Origin of the sequence: Devosia riboflavina (genome assembly GCF_000743575.1) — a bacterium.
Classification (GTDB): domain Bacteria; phylum Pseudomonadota; class Alphaproteobacteria; order Rhizobiales; family Devosiaceae; genus Devosia; species Devosia riboflavina.
This window is the reverse complement of record NZ_JQGC01000001.1, coordinates 24180-40542: the sequence shown is the minus strand read 5'-3', so window position 1 is coordinate 40542 and position 16363 is coordinate 24180. Positions and strand designations below refer to the sequence as shown.

At 62.7% G+C, this 16363-nt stretch carries 14 protein-coding genes, 1 tRNA gene and 1 pseudogene; 5 read left to right on the top strand and 11 right to left on the bottom strand.

What is annotated here, in order from left to right; translation table 11 throughout:
- The first annotated feature begins 44 nt into the window (after positions 1-44).
- Together JP75_RS00190 and JP75_RS00185 are read left to right on the top strand one after the other, a co-directional pair.
- A complete protein-coding gene (locus tag JP75_RS00190; RefSeq protein WP_051960028.1) occupies positions 45-1241 on the top strand; it encodes an efflux RND transporter periplasmic adaptor subunit in 1197 nt (398 codons plus the stop codon).
- A gap of 5 nt (positions 1242-1246) precedes the next feature.
- Positions 1247-4399 (top strand): efflux RND transporter permease subunit, encoded by a 3153-nt coding sequence (locus tag JP75_RS00185; protein ID WP_035077515.1) that lies wholly within the window; start codon positions 1247-1249, stop codon positions 4397-4399.
- 42 nt (positions 4400-4441) lie between these two features.
- Here JP75_RS00185 and JP75_RS00180 read toward each other — a convergent pair whose 3' ends face one another.
- The gene (locus JP75_RS00180) at positions 4442-5044 is read right to left on the bottom strand and encodes a DNA-3-methyladenine glycosylase I (protein ID WP_035077512.1); all 603 of its coding nucleotides are present in this window, start codon (positions 5042-5044) and stop codon (positions 4442-4444) included.
- 151 nt (positions 5045-5195) lie between these two features.
- Between JP75_RS00180 and JP75_RS00175 the strand changes: the two genes are divergently transcribed.
- Positions 5196-5272, top strand: a tRNA-Arg gene (locus JP75_RS00175).
- 564 nt (positions 5273-5836) lie between these two features.
- On the opposite strand, the pseudogene JP75_RS27320 reads toward JP75_RS00175, so the two are convergent.
- The 5 genes and pseudogenes from JP75_RS27320 to JP75_RS00150 form a co-directional block, all read right to left on the bottom strand.
- Positions 5837-6889, bottom strand: a pseudogene (locus tag JP75_RS27320) (recombinase family protein); the annotation flags it as partial.
- A 504-nt stretch (positions 6890-7393) separates the two neighbouring features.
- A complete protein-coding gene (locus JP75_RS00160; protein ID WP_035077506.1) occupies positions 7394-7777 on the bottom strand; it encodes a hypothetical protein in 384 nt (127 codons plus the stop codon).
- 4 nt (positions 7778-7781) lie between these two features.
- Positions 7782-7913 carry a hypothetical protein gene (locus tag JP75_RS27170; RefSeq protein WP_280113982.1) on the bottom strand — a complete coding sequence of 44 codons (132 nt, stop codon included), beginning with the start codon at positions 7911-7913 and terminating at the stop codon, positions 7782-7784.
- Between the two features lie 211 nt (positions 7914-8124).
- Complete coding sequence (locus tag JP75_RS00155) at positions 8125-9153, bottom strand: tyrosine-type recombinase/integrase (protein ID WP_035077504.1); 1029 nt, start codon at positions 9151-9153, stop codon at positions 8125-8127.
- 67 nt (positions 9154-9220) lie between these two features.
- Positions 9221-10069: a hypothetical protein gene (locus JP75_RS00150; RefSeq protein ID WP_152565680.1), complete on the bottom strand. Its 849-nt coding sequence runs from the start codon at positions 10067-10069 to the stop codon at positions 9221-9223.
- A gap of 65 nt (positions 10070-10134) precedes the next feature.
- Here JP75_RS00150 and JP75_RS24970 point away from each other — a divergent pair, with 65 nt between their 5' ends.
- Both JP75_RS24970 and JP75_RS00140 read left to right on the top strand, forming a co-directional pair.
- Positions 10135-10839 carry a division plane positioning ATPase MipZ gene (locus tag JP75_RS24970; RefSeq protein ID WP_051960026.1) on the top strand — a complete coding sequence of 235 codons (705 nt, stop codon included), beginning with the start codon at positions 10135-10137 and terminating at the stop codon, positions 10837-10839.
- On the top strand, positions 10839-11132 hold the full coding sequence (locus JP75_RS00140; RefSeq protein WP_035077500.1) for a hypothetical protein: 294 nt from the start codon (positions 10839-10841) through the stop codon (positions 11130-11132). The genes JP75_RS24970 and JP75_RS00140 overlap by 1 nt, the downstream gene beginning before the upstream one ends.
- 503 nt (positions 11133-11635) lie before the next feature.
- Here JP75_RS00140 and JP75_RS00135 read toward each other — a convergent pair.
- The 5 genes from JP75_RS00135 to JP75_RS00115 all read right to left on the bottom strand — a co-directional run bounded on the left by JP75_RS00135 (position 11636) and on the right by JP75_RS00115 (position 16360).
- Positions 11636-12454 carry a sugar phosphate isomerase/epimerase family protein gene (locus tag JP75_RS00135; protein WP_035077498.1) on the bottom strand — a complete coding sequence of 273 codons (819 nt, stop codon included), beginning with the start codon at positions 12452-12454 and terminating at the stop codon, positions 11636-11638.
- Between the two features lie 43 nt (positions 12455-12497).
- The gene (locus JP75_RS00130) at positions 12498-13301 is read right to left on the bottom strand and encodes an ABC transporter permease (protein ID WP_244446232.1); all 804 of its coding nucleotides are present in this window, start codon (positions 13299-13301) and stop codon (positions 12498-12500) included.
- A 127-nt stretch (positions 13302-13428) separates the two neighbouring features.
- Positions 13429-14364, bottom strand: a complete 936-nt coding sequence (locus tag JP75_RS00125; RefSeq protein WP_035077495.1) for an ABC transporter permease — start codon at positions 14362-14364, stop codon at positions 13429-13431.
- On the bottom strand, positions 14364-15377 hold the full coding sequence (locus tag JP75_RS00120; protein ID WP_035077492.1) for an ABC transporter ATP-binding protein: 1014 nt from the start codon (positions 15375-15377) through the stop codon (positions 14364-14366). The genes JP75_RS00125 and JP75_RS00120 overlap by 1 nt, the downstream gene beginning before the upstream one ends.
- Positions 15374-16360, bottom strand: coding sequence for an ABC transporter ATP-binding protein (locus JP75_RS00115; protein WP_035077489.1), 987 nt, complete (start codon positions 16358-16360; stop codon positions 15374-15376). The genes JP75_RS00120 and JP75_RS00115 overlap by 4 nt, the downstream gene beginning before the upstream one ends.
- Between the last annotated feature and the right edge of the window lie 3 nt (positions 16361-16363).

The following is a 16363-nucleotide window of genomic DNA, read 5'->3' as shown; positions in this document are numbered from 1 at the left end:
GCCGATAGACTATCAATCGACCCCATTTTATCAGGACACTCTCCATGACCACAGCCCATGAAAAGCCCGAATGGGCACAAAGCAAGCGGGAAAAAGAAAACGCCCGCCGGGTCGCCGAGGGCCTCAAGCCCAAACGGCGGATCGGGCCATGGATCGTGCTCGGGCTGATCGTTGTCGGCGGCGTCGTGTTCTTCTTGACGCGTCCGCCCGCGCCCGCGCCTGTCCAGGTTGCAGAAGAAGCGCCGGTCGTGCGGCAGCTTTTGTCATCCGAGACAACGACGATTGCGCCGCAGGTTCTGCGCCAGACGGTGCGGGTTACCGGTTCGCTGGTGCCCTCCAAGCAGGCTGTTGTGGCGGCACAGGCCGCTGGTCGCGTTCTGAGCGTTGCGGTTCGGCCCGGCGATAGTGTCAAAGAGGGTCAGGTGCTGGTCGAGATCGATCCGGCCAATCTCTCATTGCAATTGGCGCAGCAGCGAGCGACGGCCGATGCGACGCGCGCGCAACTGGTCTCTTCGCAGCAGCAGCTTGAGCGCACTGAAGAACTGGCACGCCAAGGACTGACGAGCCCTTCGGCGCTAGAACAGGCGAGATCCGCTACCGCGGCGCTTGAGGCCAATATGACGGCGCTCTCGACCGCCGTGTCGGTGGCCGAGCTAGCGTTGAGCAATGCCACCGTTCGTGCTCCGATGGACGGCGTGGTTTCCGAGCGTTCTGTTGAAGCCGGCCAGACCATTGGGACGGGCACAGCACTCTTTACCGTGGTCAATCTCGACGACATGGAATTCCAGGCGTCCGGTTCGGTGACATCGAGCGCGCTCGTGGCGCCGGGCCAGACCGTGGAAGTGACAGCGACGGGTCTCGCCAATCAGACGTTTGAAGGCGAGGTTTCGCGCGTCAATCCGGTGGCCGCCACGGGTACCCGTACCATTCCGATCTATGTTCTGATCGACAATGACGCAGGTCTCCTGCGCGGCGGCATGTTTGCGACCGGCCTGATCACCGTCAGCGAGAAGGCCGACGCCATCGCAGTGCCGGCAACGGCGATGCGCGAAGACGCCGAGGGCGAATTCGTGCTCAGGCTCGACAATGGCACGCTCGTCCGGCAGGCGGTCGAACCGGGGGAAGCCTGGAACCGCGGCACCATCGTTGAAGTGACGGGCCTCAATGCGGGCGATGTTATCGTCTCTGCGCCGCTGACCGAGCTCACCGCTGGTTCGGCCTATCAAACAGTAGAGGACTGACGGTCATGTTCCTCACGCGCATCAGCGTCAACCATCCGGTCTTTGCGACCATGATCATGGTCGCGATCCTGGTCTTTGGTGTCTATTCGTACCAGCGCCTGCCCATCGAGCAGATGCCCGACATCGACTTTCCGGTCGTTGCCGTGGTGGTCAGCTACCCCGGCGCTTCTCCGGAGGCCGTGGAAGCCGACATCGTCAAACCTATCGAAGACGCCGTGAATACGCTCGCGGGTCTCGACACCATCCAGTCTACGGCCCAGTCGGGCCAGGCCATGGTGCTCATGATCTTCGACCTTGAGCAGAACTCCCAGCAGATGGCCCAGGAAGTTCGCGACAAGATCGACCCGATCAAGGCGGACTTGCCCGACAATGCCGGCGATCCGCGCGTGCTGCGCTTTGACCCGTCGGCATTGCCGGTGCTCTCGCTCGCCGTTAGCTCCGACACGCTTTCGGACCGTGACCTCACCTCTCTCACCGAAGACATTATCGTCACCCGCCTCTCCAATATTTCGGGTGTGGGTAGCGCGTCGGTGGTCGGTGGCGTGCCGCGACAGCTCAATATCCAGATCGATCCCGATCGTCTGACGGCGTACAACATCGCGCCCAATGCCGTGATCTCGGCGCTGCAGGCTTCGAACCGCGACCTCTCCGCCGGTTCGATCACCGAAGGGAGCATTGTGCAGTCCATCCAGGTGCTCGGACGTCTTGAGAACCAGGAAGATTTCTACGACATCATCGTCGGCAATCAGGGCGGTCAGCCGGTTACCCTGCGCGATGTGGCGACGATCGAGGACGGAACCGGGGAAGCTTCGAGCCTTGCCATTCTCAATGGCGAGCGGGCTCTGGCGATCGACATCCTCAAGACCCAGGGCGCCAATACGGTTGGCGTGGCGGAAAACATCCGTCGCACCATCGACAACCTTCTCACCAACGAATTGTCGAACGCCGGCATCAATATCGAAGTCGTGGTGGATAATGCCAAGCCGGTAGAAGACTCGTTCCATGCAGTTCAGAACATGCTCATCGAAGGTGCCATCCTCGCCGTCGTGATCGTGTTCCTTTTCCTCAACTCCTGGCGATCGACCGTCATTACCGGCCTTACCCTGCCGATCTCGATCATCGGAACCATGGTGGCGCTCAACTTCCTGGGCTTTACGCTCAACATGATGACGCTGCTGGCCCTGTCGCTGGCAGTGGGTATCCTCATCGACGATGCTATCGTGGTGCGCGAAAACATCACGCGCCACTTGCACATGGGCAAAAACCACCGTCAGGCGGCTTTTGACGGCACCAACGAGATCGGGTTGGCGGTTCTCGCCACGACCCTCTCTATCGTTGCCGTGTTCCTCCCCGTCGCCTTCATGGACGGCATCATGGGGCGGTTCTTCCTGCAGTTCGGCGTCACCGTTTCGGTTGCGGTGCTGATCTCGCTCTTCGTCGCCTTCACTCTCGACCCCATGATGTCAAGCGTGTGGTACGATCCGGCATCCAACCCCAACGTCAAACGCGGACCGGTCGGCCGAGCGATCCAGCAGTTCGACCGCTTCTTCGAATGGGTCACCGAGGGCTATCGCCACCTCATCCGCTGGGGCCTCAAATATCGCAAGACGGTGTTGCTGATCGCCGTGCTGTCGCTGGTGGGGGCGCTGGCTCTCTTCCCACGGGTTGGGGTGGAATTCGTGCCGGCAACGGATACGGGTATCTTCACCGTCACCGCCGAGACGCCGGCCGGGTCGACCAAGGAACACACGGCGCAAAAGCTGCGGCAGGCCGAAACCGTTCTGCGCCAGATCCCGGAAGTCGAGCGGACCTATTCGACCATCGCCGGTGGCCTTGCCTCGAGCGGCGCCAATACCGGCACGCTGACCGTGACCCTGGTTTCAAGCGAGGAGCGTACGCGCTCGCCGCAGGACCTGATGCCTGAGGCGCGACGCCTGCTCGAAGCCGTGCCCGGCGCCAAGTTCCAGGTGTCGGCGGCCTCTGGCCTCGGTCAATCGACTGCCCCGGTTTCGATCACGCTTTATGGCGATAGCTTCGTTGAACTTGGCCGTCTCGCCGACCAGTTGATGGCGGAGATGGAAAAGATTGACGGCCTCATCGACATCACCTCGAGCCTTGATGACGCGCAGTCGATCGTCGGCATCAATGTCGATCGCGAACTGGCCAATAATCTGGGCGTGTCTATGTCGCAGGTGGCCGCGACCATGGGGCCGCTGATCAGCGGCGAAGAAGTCGTGGACTGGACGGCGCCCAACGGGGAGATTTCCTCGCTGGTCGTCCGGCTGCCGGAGAGCCTGCGCAACGATCTCGATGCGATCAGCAACCTGCCGATCGCCCAGTCGGGCGCGACGGGTTCGAATGGCATGATCACGCTTGGCCAGGTGGCGGAAGTCGTTGCCAGCACCGGGCCGGCGACGATCAATCGCCAGGACCTGCAGCGTGGTGTGACCGTCGAGGCCTATCTCTCAGGTGTTGAACTGGGCACGGTAACGCCGCAGCTCCAGGCGGCCGTTGACAGCCTCGAATTCCCGACGGGCTATCGCAGCAGCTTTGGCGGCGAAGTCGAGCAGATCGCTGACACGATGGGCGCCATCGGCTCGGCGCTGCTGTTGGCGGTGATTTTCATCTATCTGGTCCTCGCCAGCCAGTTCGGCAGCTTCCTGCAGCCGATCGCCATCATGGGTTCGCTGCCCCTCGCGCTGATCGGCGTGATGGTGGGCTTGCTGATTGGCGGATCGACACTCAACATGTTCTCGGCCATCGGCTTCATCATGCTGATGGGTCTCGTGGTCAAGAACGCCATCCTACTCGTCGACAACGCCAACCAGCACGTCAAGGCAGGCTGGAACCTCTATGAGGCTCTGGTCGAAGCCGGGGTGACGCGCTTCCGCCCGATCATCATGACGACGCTCGCCATGATCTTCGGCATGCTGCCGCTGGCGTTGAGCCTGCATGAAGGCTCCGGGCAGAACGCGCCGATGGCCCATGCCGTGATCGGCGGTCTTGTCAGCTCGACGGCACTGACCTTGCTCGTCGTGCCGGTGCTGCTCACCTATATCGACAGCTTTAGCGCCTTCACCCGCCGCTTCCTGCCCAAGGCGCCGGATGATCATGAGCACGACGAGGCCGGGGCCACGCCGGCCAAGCCCGCCGAATAAACAAACCGCGCCATCTCAAAAAGGGCGGCGCGGTTTTCGCTTTCAGCGGCCGGGGACTGTGAAGGCCGCACGGTCCTGCGCCGCCTTCTCCCGGCTGATACAGCCAACGGCATGATCGTTGACGAGCCCCATGGCCTGCATGAAGGCAAAGACCGTCGTCGGCCCGACGAATTTCCAGCCACGCTTCTTGAGGTCCTTTGAAAGGGCAATGGCGGCCGGACTGGTGGTCTGGCTCTGCGGCGGCGCTTCGTCGGGCGTTTCATAACGCCAGACATAGGCAGCAATCGAACCAGCCTCCCTGATCAGCTCCTGGGCGCGCCGTGCATTGTTGATTGCCGCTTCGATTTTGCCGCGATGGCGCACGATGCCCTTGTCGGCCAGGAGGCGGTCGATGTCCACTTCAGTGAAGGTCGCGACCTTATCGATATTGAAGCCGGCAAACCCGGCGCGGAACGCCTCGCGTTTGTTGAGAATGGTCCGCCAGCTCAAGCCCGACTGAAAGCCCTCAAGACATAGCTTTTCAAAGAGGCGGGTATCGTCGCCAACGGGAAAACCCCATTCATGATCATGGTAGGGCAAAAACTCTGGTGCACCCGAGCACCAACGGCAACGGGGCAATCCATCAGGACCGGGAAGAGTGGTCATCGGCAATTCTCCAAAGGCGAAATCCTGCTCTCCCATAGGCTGATGCCAGTTCCTGTCAGGACTTATCAAGCGCCGGGATTTCCCCCGTTGCGCCGAAGGCAAGCTTCGACTAGTTTGCGCCCATTCTTCGGGCCATGCCCGAATCCGGCATGCACCCGTAGCTCAGCTGGATAGAGCGCTGCCCTCCGAAGGCAGAGGTCGTGAGTTCGAATCTCGCCGGGTGCGCCATTCTCGGGCAAAAGTGGGCACCATCGCCCGAGCGGAATCCTCCCCATCCGAAACAGCTTTCAAAAGCTGATCTTTAGGCCCGCAGATGCGTATGCGATCCTTGCCGATGGTGACCTTGCTGACGAACATGTGCAGCCATGTCCGGCGGAAGGATGGATCAGCATCGCGAAGCCGTCGGCGGATGTTGGAGGAAAAGCGCCGCACCAGAGCGGGCGAGAGTTCGGCTTTGGCACTCCGGCGCTGGTGCAGAACCTCGAGGTTGGCGTTTCCTTCCCGAATCTGGAGCTTGGCCAGATCAACCCGTGCCTTGAACTTTGGGTCCCGCACTTCGGCGACACCGGCCTCGATGGCATCATAGAGACGGTCGAGCCGGGACTGGGATTCGCCAATCGCCCCACGCTGACGGTCGATTTCGGCTTCGAGCTGTTGCCGCGTATCGTCAGTGCGGTCGGTCATGGCTTCGAGTATGGCGGTGAGCCGGCCGGGTGCGAACACCTGGTCCTCCATGGCCTTGATGACCAGTTCATCGACCTTGTCCATGCGGATGGAATGGCCGCAGCCTGTGCCCTCGGTGGCGCTCTTGGCGCAAGTCAGGTATTTGTATTGCCCGCCCTTGCCGGTGCGCAGCATCATGCCGCGTCCGCATTTCTCGCAGACCGCAATCCCGGTCAGGAGCGTCGGACCGGTGACGACGCGAGGGGCGGTCTTTCTGGGATTGCGCGCCTGAAGGGTGCGCTGGACGGCATCGAAGGTTTCCTGGTCGACAATGACGGGCACGTCCATCCTGATCCACTCGGATGGCGGGCGTTCCTTGCGCGTCCGGCTATCGATGCGATTGTAATAGTGGATTCCGATATAGGCCTCGTTCTTGAGGATGCGCTCGACCGAAGCGGTATAGAAGGCCTTGCCGCGATAGCGGTATCCCTTGGTGTTGAGATGGGTGGTGATGGCCTTGATACCCATGGGGCCATTGCCCGCATGACCATGCAGGTAAAGCCGGAAAGCCTTATTCACGATGGCGGCCTCTTCCTCGTCGATTTCGAGGACCTTCTTTTCTTTGCGGCGCAATACTAGGGCGACCTTAGTGCGATAGCCGAAAGGCGGAGCGGATCCGTTCCAATAGCCTTCTTCGGCATTGGCCATCATCATGTCGCGGACGATACCGGCATTGACCTCGCTCTGGTGGCCATCGAAGGCGGCGAGAATGGTTTCCATCAACTCGCCATGCGGGCCTTCCGGAATGTCCTGAGTCGCCGAGATCAGGCGAACGCCGGCCTGCTTCAGCTTTTCCTTATACTGGAGGTACTGAGTGACATTGCGGAAGAAGCGGCTGAACGCGTAGACGATGACGAGATCGATGCGGTTGACCGGGTCGCAGGCAAATTCAAGCATGCGCTTGAGTTCGGGACGCCGGTCGGCACGAGCGGTGAGGCCCGGTTCGACAAAGGTCTCAATGAGATCGGCATCGCGCAGTACGCAGGTCGCGTCGATCTTCTTTTCCTGCTCTTCGAGCGAGATCTGGTGATCGGCCTGTCTTTTGGTGCTGACGCGGCAATAGCCGACAGCCCGAAGCCTGTTCGGAGAAGCCTTCGGTACGGTCTGCCTAGCTGGTGTCATCGTCATCATCCTTTGCCGGGGTCAGCAGATCACTGGCCCAGTGCAGATAAAGATCGGCTTCGGCAACGGACACTTCAGGCCCGATGACGAGGTCGAGGATGACCGTCATGTCGATGACGGTCTTTGCGGTTGCGCCGGTGCACAGGCGCTCTTCTTCCTGAACCGGCCTTTGCGTGCGAACCGCACATGGCGCCGGCGAGCCGGAGGGTTTCGACGCCATGTAAACCGTGGAGTCCCGCGCCAGCCGGTGGCCTACGCATCAGGGATCGACCACCGGCCGACGCGGGAAGTTTTCGGCACCTGCCCCTGAGCGGCACCCGGCGGGATGAAGGGTCAACCCCTCGGATGCACATCCAGCGTCCTCGATTATTTTCGGGCTGGCAAACGTATTTTTGTAGAGAAAATCAGAAAGTTACGGGATCGGCCGGTCCATTGGTCCATTGGTCCATTGGTCCGTTGGTCCGCGGGTCCGTGGGGCCGTAGACCCACGGCATTGCCCAGCGGTCAGGCGCTGGGGCTGCGCAGATGCTCGGCAGGGGCGGCGCCTCGCCAGTTGCCTGGAAACCATTGGCCGATTTCGCGTACCCGACGCTTGATCCGACGCCAGCGCGCCGTGCGCCGCGGCTCGGTGACACACAGGTCCACCAGAACTTTCACGATGCGGTTCACGGGGATGGCGGCAAGCGCCTCCGGCCCATCGGCGCCGAGGCGGTCCATGGCCTTGGTCACGATGGTTGCGGCGCTATGGTATTCCGGTGGCACCGCGCACCAGATCAGCATGGCGGTTCTGGTTCGGGCCGCGAGTTCGCGACGCAACAGGTCCGGGGATCGGGACGCGACGAGATGGCGATGGCCAAGGCCATCTTCGATCAGAGCAACGATCTTCATGACCTTACTCCCGACCGGCAGGGCAGGGGGCACCAGGCACGACGGTGCGAATGACGATGGTAAAGAACGGGGAGTTCGACGTGACGGACACGTCATTGACGACGCGCGATGGCGCGTTCAGAAGAAGGATAACCATGTAAAGCCTCTGTGTAAGCAGAAGTTGATCATGGCCAGGTCGCTGCCGGGATTGCCGTCCCGGTGGCGGCCGCTTCATGCGGTCGCCAACCATGTCCATCGATCCTGGGAAAAGATCGACGCCTGCACCATAGCAATCGCCGGGTCCAGGGCAAGCAAAGGCTGTTGCCGTCATTAACGGTTTGTTTCCCGCCCGCATTCACCACGTTCACTCACATCGGCTTCGGTCCGGCCGACACCTGCATAGCCCAGCCCCGCGATCTATTGCCCGGTCGAACCTTGGCGACCAGTTCGGGTTCTACCGCAGGCGGTTTTGCACCCACCGCACCCTTCCAGGCGCTGCGCGCCGGCGCATAGTGGGATTGTGCCGTCATGGCGCTGGCATGGTTCATGACCACGGCGACCTCTTCGGGCGACATGCCCATTGCCGACATATTGGCGCGGGCCTGATGGCGAACGGTATAGGCGGTGACCCGCCTGGAGCGGCCGCCAACGGCCTTGCGGGCCTCGCGAATGGCATGCTGGCAGCGGCGCAGCAGGCTGGCGGTCGTTGCACCCGTGGCGCGCTCGGCCAGAAGCAGGGCGGCGATCTCCTTGAGTTCGTCAATCTCGAAAGGATCGAGATTGTCGACGACGAGCATGCGGAGCGGCTGCAAGCCTTTTCCGTTGGTCTCGGAATATTTTGCAGAGCGAACCCAGAGCTGGCCGCGAGGGTCCTCCCGCATGGTCAGGAACTCGCCGGGGCGCGTGGCCAGGTCGACGCCATATTCGAGCAGGGCGGCGGCGATACGGCGGATCGCGGTCGGGCGCAGGAGCAGTTCGGTGACCAGCGCGGACAGGGTTTCCGGCTTTACTGACTTGGCGCGACCGGCCGAGGTCTTGTGGCCCGCCTTGCCCGTCGTCGCTTTCGGCATGGGCGCCTGCTGGCGCAGCAATGCATCGATGCGGGCGACCTGGTCGAACCTGATGGCGCACTCATCCCAGAGATCCCGCAGGTGCTGACGAATGGCGGCATGGTATTGTTTGAGTGTGTTCCGGCTCAGGCCGGATGACCGGTAACCGATATCGGTTGCCAGCTCGAACGGGGTCACCACGTCCACCCGATGCCGGCGGCGCCAGGTCTTCGCCATCCCCTGATAGCGCTTCCGATAGCGGGTTTCGGTCTTCGTCGTCCGCGTCTGCACATGGCCGCCAGCATCGGGACGGCGCAGGCATTCAGGATAGGATGAGGTCTCGGTCATTTTGGCTCGCCGGCTATGTTACCGTTGACTCGACTGTAACCGCGTGAGCAGCAAGAATCCCGCGCCTTTAATTTCGGCTATCGCCTCGCGACTGCAAGGATGGGGCAAAGGCGGTGTTGACAGCCGACTTCCGGCGATCCGGCGCCGGCGGGCCATGGGGCGATATGACCGCGCCCGATCCACCGAAAGCCATGACACCGATATTCTTGAGGTCCAGATCCATTATGCAGCGATGCATGTGGTCCATGCCACGATCATGCTGCACGGCAATCCAGAACTCGGTGACGAAGCTCGCTTCCGTCGCCCAAGCGGCAAAGCGTCTATGCAGGGCTTCCTGATCGACCTTTTCAGGCATGAGCATACAGTCCCAGGCAATGATCTGGCCGTTGGGCAGAAAGGCCAGAAAGTCCGGTTTGAGATAGGGATGGTGCGGTACCCGATCGAATAGAGCTAGACTCGACTTTTGCTCGAGAAAGCTATTCACGCGGTCCCGAAAATTGCCCAGGGCCAGCTTGCCCGCCGCGTTGGGGGCCGAACGCCGGGATCGTGCCTTCTCGTATTGCGCCAGGAGCGCGCCATAACTCGGCCAGCGCTCGGCCTTGAGCAGGTGTTCAACTGCGGCCGCATCGGCTTCCCAAAGCCGGCCCAGAACCTCGGAATGGGTAAAGGACAGCGCATTCAAAATGCCCGCATGATCTGGCCAGCGCTGCACCATAACCTCGATCAAGGACGAAGCCTTGCTCATGCGCCGGAGATGATTGGCCGAAAATCCCGATATGGCTTCGACCGCACGAATCCAGGGTTGGCCATCCGGCGCCAGCGGTGCACTCGCTTCCAACTGCGCCAATCGCCCAGCCAGGATACGCCACGGCATGGCCTTTTCGCGGGCCTGATGGAGAGAGGACAGCAGATCCATGGCATCGGTCTTTGTGAGTCGCAGAAATTCGTATATCATGCGATTCGTTAATGGAGAAGTTGGTTATGCGTCATCCACAGCCTGAAAACCCGATTGCCCTGCCGCCCTCGTTCAAGCGCTTCGTGCTGCTCCTTGCCGCGTCCAAAGGCGGCACCGGCAAAAGCACCCTGGGTGTCAACGTCGCGGTCACGGCCCATTGCTGTGGTTTGAAGACCGTCATCTTCGACACCGATATCGATGGTGATAGCGGTCAGCAGTCTTGTGTGCATTGGGCTGAAGCCCGCGGTGTCAAGCGGGAGGGTCCGCTCGTGCGCCGGGCCAGTCTCGCCCGGATCGGGGAAGCGATCGATTGGGCCGAGAAGAACGGGTTCGAGTTCATCGTCATCGACACCGCCGGGCGCGATGCTCTGGGCATGAAGCGGGCGGTGGACCTGGCGGATTTCATGCTGACGCCGAGCCAGCCCTCGCCTCTGGACCTCAAGGCGACGGAACCGATCCGCAGGTTGTGGGGCGTTTCCAGGACGCCGGGCAGCGTCGTCCTGAACCTGATCGTTCGGGGGAACCTGCCGCGTACGCAGTTTTATGTCGATCGATACGCCGAGCAGGGCGCGGTCCTGCCCGCGGTCGTCGGGCGCCGGGTGCAATATATCGACGCCATGGAGAAGGGGCTCGGTGTTTCCGAATATCTGCCTGGAGATATCGGGGACCGGGAGATGCGCAAGCTGCTCGCCGCCATCTTCACCGAAGCAGAAAAGCGCAAGGTGGCGTGATGACCGATCCTATGGACATCGAGCAGAACTGTGTCTCTCAAAAGACCGAGATCGTCAGGGAGGTCAGGATCAGGTTGCCGGATGTGATTGTCCTGGACCTCAAGCTTCAGGCCCACATGGAAGGCACGACGATGAATGCTCTGATCGCTGGCTATATTGACGAGGGATTGAAAAAGGCAGGCCGCCCAGGTGTCTTCTCTCGGGCAACGCGCTTCTCAGACTATCTTCGGCGCAAGGGGGGATACAACAGTGCTGCCGCCAATCGTGCCCAGGACGACGGGAACTTCACCTGATCGCGAATATCCCTTGACTGCCCTGCTCTTATTCAACTTTTCACGGGTCCACGGGTCCACGGGTCCACGGGTCCACGGGTCCACGGGTCCACGGGTCCACGGGTCCACGGGTCCACGGGTCCACGGGTCCACGGGTCCACGGGTCCACGGGTCCACGGGTAGGCCTAACGCTTGACCTGCGATGTTGGGGTGGTCAGGGGATGCAATGGGGCCGGGAGCCGCCTGGCGGCTTCTGGCTTTCTGGTTGCCATAGCTGCCCTTTCAACTTCCGGGTCCGGGTGGACACGAGATCCGACCAGCAGACACCGGCACGTGGCATAGCTCTCGCAGAAGACCGAATACTCGATCCACCGTTGGACGGCGGGAAGAATCTCAAATCGTCAATGACGCTGTTGGAACAGTTGGGTCTGCTCTCCAATGGGCAGAAGCCGTGTTGAATGTTCGACGGCTGGCCCGGTCAATCGCCAAGACCTGGGTCTTGGCGATTGAGGTGATCGAGTTTTCTATTGGGCCAGGCCGAGGGCAGCGAGGTGGGCGGCGGAGGCCTGGATCTGGGATTTATCGCGGATTTCAATGATCAGGCGCGGATTGGAGGTGATCTTGGCGAGGTTGGCGAAGATGGCGCGGAAGTTGACGTTGCCATAGCCCAGCGGCCAGTGGCGGTCGGCATAGCCATCGGCGTCCTGCAGGTGGACATGGGCCAGCATCTCGCCGGCATCCTGCACGAAATAGTCGACCGGCGGGGCGCCCGTCGAGCCATAGGCATAGGCTGCATGGCCGGTGTCGATCGACAGCGCAAAGGCGGTCGAATTGAAGCTTTCCACCAGCTTGCGGCGGTCGGCGGGGTCCTTGTCCTCGATGTTCTCAAGTACGAAGACGCAGCCCTGGTTCTCGGCGCGCTTGACGGCGGCACCAAGCGTCTCATGGGTCAGGTTGATGACCTGCTGGCGTTGTTCGGGCCAGTTGTCGAGATTGTTGTGCATCCAGGTCGAATAGGGGCTGTGGATGACGATCTGCGTGACTTCGAGCGCCTCGGCAACATCGAGCGCCTGATCCATGCGCTTGGCGACGACGGCGCGGATATCCGGGTCGGAGGAGGCGACGTTGAGGCCCATGAAGGGACCATGAATGCCCAGGCGCCCCTGGTGGCCGTCGAGCAGGCGGCGGGCTTCGGTGGCCACGCTCTGCCAGTCGCCAGCGAGCACTTCGGCCGGAACAAAGTCCTGCAGTTCGAGGTCACGTGGCTTTTCCAGCAACCAGTTGCGGTTGATTTCGACGTCCTTCAACGTCATGGCGGCGCCAACGATAGGCAGATCAGTCATAGTCGCGTCCTTTCGTAACCGGCCGTCGGGGCCGGGGGGTAAATCAGGTGAGGGTGGGGTCGAGCTTGTCGCGCAGGCCGTCGCCGACAAGCGAGATGCACAGCGCGGTGATGGTGATGACAAAGGCGGGGGCCAGCATGATCCAGGGGGCGCTCGAGAGATATTCACGCCCGAAGCCGACCATATTGCCCAGCGAGGTATTGGGCGGCTGCACGCCCAGGCCCAGGAAGGAAAGCCCGCTTTCGAGCAGGATGATTTCGGGGAAGGCCAGGGTCATCGAGACGATGAGCGTCGAGGCGATATTGGGCAGGATGTGCCGACCATAGAGGCGCAGGGGCGAGGCTCCCAGTTGGTGCACGGCCGCCGAATAGCCCTGGGCATTGCCGCTGATCGCGAGGCCTCGCGCAATACGGGCATAGCGCTCCCAGGCATGCAGACCGAGCAGGCACACGAAAAGCACGATCGAATTGCCAAAGAAGGCCAACACCGCCAGCGCCAGGACCAGGAAGGGGATGGCCGCTGAAAAGTCGACCAGGGCCAGAACTATCTGCTCGATGAAGCCGCGGAAATGGGCCGCCACGAAACCCAGCGTCACCCCGATGACGGCCCCGATGATCGTGGCGCCGAAGGCAATGAGCAGGCTCATGCGGATCGAGGCGATCAGACGGGACAGCACGTCGCGGCCCAACTCGTCGGTGCCCAGCGGATGAGCCCAGTCGCCGCCCATGAAAACCGGGCTGCTCAGCCGGTTATGGAGGTCCATCTGGGTATAGGGATAGGGGGTGATGAGGTCAGCCAGAATGGCGACGGCGAGCATGAAGCCGAGCCAGGTGACGGCAATCAGCATCAGTACCGGCAGCTTGCCGAACTGGGCGAGCAGGGCCTGGGCGCGGACGGCCAGGGTTTGTCCGGCGCCAAGCTCGCTGGATGGAATATCGGCCATAGGCGGTCTCCGAGGGTGAGTGTCGAGGCGGTCAGGCGCGCGCCGCGCGCGTCTGCGATTGCATCTTGGGGTCGAGCAGGCCGTAGAGAATGTCGACGACGAAATTGGCCGCAACCATGGTCAGGGCGATCATCAGGACGATGGCCTGGACGACCGCCAGGTCACGGTTGGAGACCGAGACGACCAGCAAGCGGCCGACGCCGGGCCAGGAGAAGACGCTTTCGACCACCACCGCCCCGGCCACCAGACCGCCCAGCATGAAGCCGATAATGGTGACGGTGGGGATGGCTGCATTTTGCAGTGCATGCCGCCAGACCACAGCGGACCAGGAGAGACCCTTGGCGCTGGCGGTGCGGATATAGGACTGGCCGAGCACTTCGAGCATGGCGCTGCGGGTAAAGCGGGCTAAAAGGGCCGCGCCCCCAAAGCCCATGGTGACAATGGGCAGGATGGCATTGAGCCAGGAATCCTGGCCCGCCGATGGCAGCCAGCCCAGATTGACCGAAAACACCAGCACCAGCAGCATGGCCAGGATGAAGGAGGGCATGGCAAAGCCGGTGACGGCCATGACCATGACGAAGCGGTCGATCGCGGTGTTGCGGTGCAGGGCCGCATAGACGCCGGCGGGAATGCCGATGCCCACATTGAGCAGGAAGGCCGGCACGGTCAGGGCCAGTGTGGACGGGACGCGTTCGAGCACCACGGCAACCGCGTCGCGCCCATCGCGCATCGACTGGCCGAGATCGCCGCTGAAAATGGCCTTGAAAAAGGACAGATACTGCACCCAGATCGGCTGATCGAGGCCCCAGGCGGTGCGGAAGGCATCCACGGCCTCCGGCGGCGCGTCAGCGCCCATGATGACGACTGCAGGATCGCCCGACATGCGCAGGACGATGAAGACGAAGGTGACGACCATCACCACGCTGACGGTGGCGCGCAGCAGGCGCGTGCCCAGATAATGCAACATCAGCTCAGCTCCAATTGGCCGACATGGCCGGGGGCGACCTCGCCCTGCGCGACGTGGCAGGCGACGCGGCGCCCATCGCTCGGGCGCGGCTTCAGCAGCGGCGTTTCGGTTCGGCAGCGCATCGCTGTCACCGGGCAGCGGGGATGAAAGGCACAGCCGGGGGGACGATCGGCCGGATTGGGCGGATCGCCTTGCAGCACGATGCGCCGCGCGGTCTTGCCCGGATGGGGAATGGCCGAGACCAGGGCCTGCGAATAGGGATGGGCCGGCGCATGGAGGATTTCGTCGGGCGCGCCTTCCTCGACGATCCGCCCTAGATACATGACGGCGACGCGATGGCTGATCTGGCGCACGGCGCGCAGATCATGGCTGACGAACAGCATGCCCATGCCCAGCCGTTCCTGCAGCTCGACCAGAAGGTTCATCACCTGCGCCTGGATCGAGACGTCGAGGGCGCTGATCGGCTCGTCGCAGACCAGAAGATCTGGCTGGGTCACCAGCGCCCGGGCGATCACGGCGCGCTGGCGTTGTCCGCCGGACAGGGCATGGGGGTGCCGGTCGGCATGATGGGGCTGGAGTCCCACTTCTTCCATGACTTCGGCAACGCGGGCATTCTGTTCGGCGGGGGTACCCATGCGGTGGATTTCGAGCGGTTCGCGGATCTGCAGGCCAACCGGCAGGCGACGGTCGAGCGCGCTCAGCGGGTCCTGGAAGACCAGTTGCATGCGCTTGCGCAAGGCGGCCCAGCCCGGGCTGCCCGAGCCGGGCATGGGGGCGCCGTCAAAGCGCACCTGACCTTCATCTGGCCGCTCGATCCCGAGCACCAGACGAGCGGTGGTCGACTTGCCGCAGCCGGATTCGCCGACCAGCCCCAGGGTCTCGCCACGCGCTATGGTGAGAGTGACCCCGTCGACGGCCCGTACATTGGTGACGCGACCGGCCATGCCCCGGCGAATACTATAGGTGCGCGCCAGGTCTTGCGCACTCAGCAGCGGCATTTGGGATGCGGTCATGCCAGGACCCTTTCGGGGGTTCGGGTGCCGGTCTTGGCCGGTGTGGCCCTGATGCAGGCGGCAAGATGGTTGGCCTCGACAGTGACGGCGGCCGGATCAACGCGCGTGCAGTCGGCAATGGCCTCGCTGCAACGCGGCGCAAAGGCACAGCCCTGTGGCATGCGCGAAGCCTCCGGAACGCTACCGGGAATGGACACCAGCTTCTGGCGCGGACCGCTGATCGGCGGCATTGCGCCAAGCAGGCCGCGAGTATAGGGGTGACTGGGATTGGCAAAGATCGCGGCGCTTTCGGCCTGTTCGACGATGCGGCCGGCATACATGACGGCGATGCGTGAACAGGTTTCCGAGACCACGCCCAGGTCATGGGAAATCAGGACCAGCCCCATGCCGGTATCGCGGCGGATGGTGCCCAAGAGGTCCAGAATCTGCGCCTGAATGGTGACATCGAGCGCCGTCGTTGGCTCGTCGGCCACCAGCAATTCGGGCTCGCCCGCCAAGGCCATGGCGATCATGACGCGCTGGTTCTGGCCGCCCGAGAGTTCATGCGGATAGGCGTTAGCGCGGGTCTTGGCGTCGGGAATGCCGACCTGGTCGAGCAGGCGGATGACTTCGGCGCGGGCTGGCGCGCCGGTCAGCCCGCGATGGAGGGCCAGCGCCTCGGCAATCTGGTGGCCAATGCGATGGACAGGATTGAGGCTCGAGGCCGGGTCCTGGAAGATCATGGCGATGCGTCCGCCCCGCACCGGCTCCAGCACCGATGGCGATGCGCCGATGAGTTCGACCCCATCGAGCAGCACGGAGCCGCCCACCTTGGCCGACCGCGGCAACAGGCCAAGGGCGGCCAGCCAGGTTATGGACTTGCCACAGCCTGACTCGCCGACCAGGCCGAGCGCTTCACCACGCTCGACCGAGAGGCTGATGCCACGCAAAGCCGGGGCCGAGCCGAAGGCCACCGACATGTCGCGGATCTGGACGAAAGCCATGGC

Coding starts and splice junctions, on each gene's coding strand:
- JP75_RS00190 (WP_051960028.1), top strand. CDS start 45: ATGACCACAGCCCATGAAAAGCCCGAATGGGCACAAAGCAAGCGGGAA.
- JP75_RS00185 (WP_035077515.1), top strand. CDS start 1,247: ATGTTCCTCACGCGCATCAGCGTCAACCATCCGGTCTTTGCGACCATG.
- JP75_RS00180 (WP_035077512.1), bottom strand. CDS start 5,044: ATGACCACTCTTCCCGGTCCTGATGGATTGCCCCGTTGCCGTTGGTGC.
- JP75_RS00160 (WP_035077506.1), bottom strand. CDS start 7,777: ATGAAGATCGTTGCTCTGATCGAAGATGGCCTTGGCCATCGCCATCTC.
- JP75_RS27170 (WP_280113982.1), bottom strand. CDS start 7,913: ATGGTTATCCTTCTTCTGAACGCGCCATCGCGCGTCGTCAATGACGTG.
- JP75_RS00155 (WP_035077504.1), bottom strand. CDS start 9,153: ATGACCGAGACCTCATCCTATCCTGAATGCCTGCGCCGTCCCGATGCT.
- JP75_RS00150 (WP_152565680.1), bottom strand. CDS start 10,069: ATGGATCTGCTGTCCTCTCTCCATCAGGCCCGCGAAAAGGCCATGCCG.
- JP75_RS24970 (WP_051960026.1), top strand. CDS start 10,135: ATGCGTCATCCACAGCCTGAAAACCCGATTGCCCTGCCGCCCTCGTTC.
- JP75_RS00140 (WP_035077500.1), top strand. CDS start 10,839: ATGACCGATCCTATGGACATCGAGCAGAACTGTGTCTCTCAAAAGACC.
- JP75_RS00135 (WP_035077498.1), bottom strand. CDS start 12,454: ATGACTGATCTGCCTATCGTTGGCGCCGCCATGACGTTGAAGGACGTC.
- JP75_RS00130 (WP_244446232.1), bottom strand. CDS start 13,301: ATGCTGATTGCCGTCACCTGGCTCGGCTTCATGCTCGCCGTCGCCATT.
- JP75_RS00125 (WP_035077495.1), bottom strand. CDS start 14,364: ATGTTGCATTATCTGGGCACGCGCCTGCTGCGCGCCACCGTCAGCGTG.
- JP75_RS00120 (WP_035077492.1), bottom strand. CDS start 15,377: ATGACCGCATCCCAAATGCCGCTGCTGAGTGCGCAAGACCTGGCGCGC.
- JP75_RS00115 (WP_035077489.1), bottom strand. CDS start 16,360: ATGGCTTTCGTCCAGATCCGCGACATGTCGGTGGCCTTCGGCTCGGCC.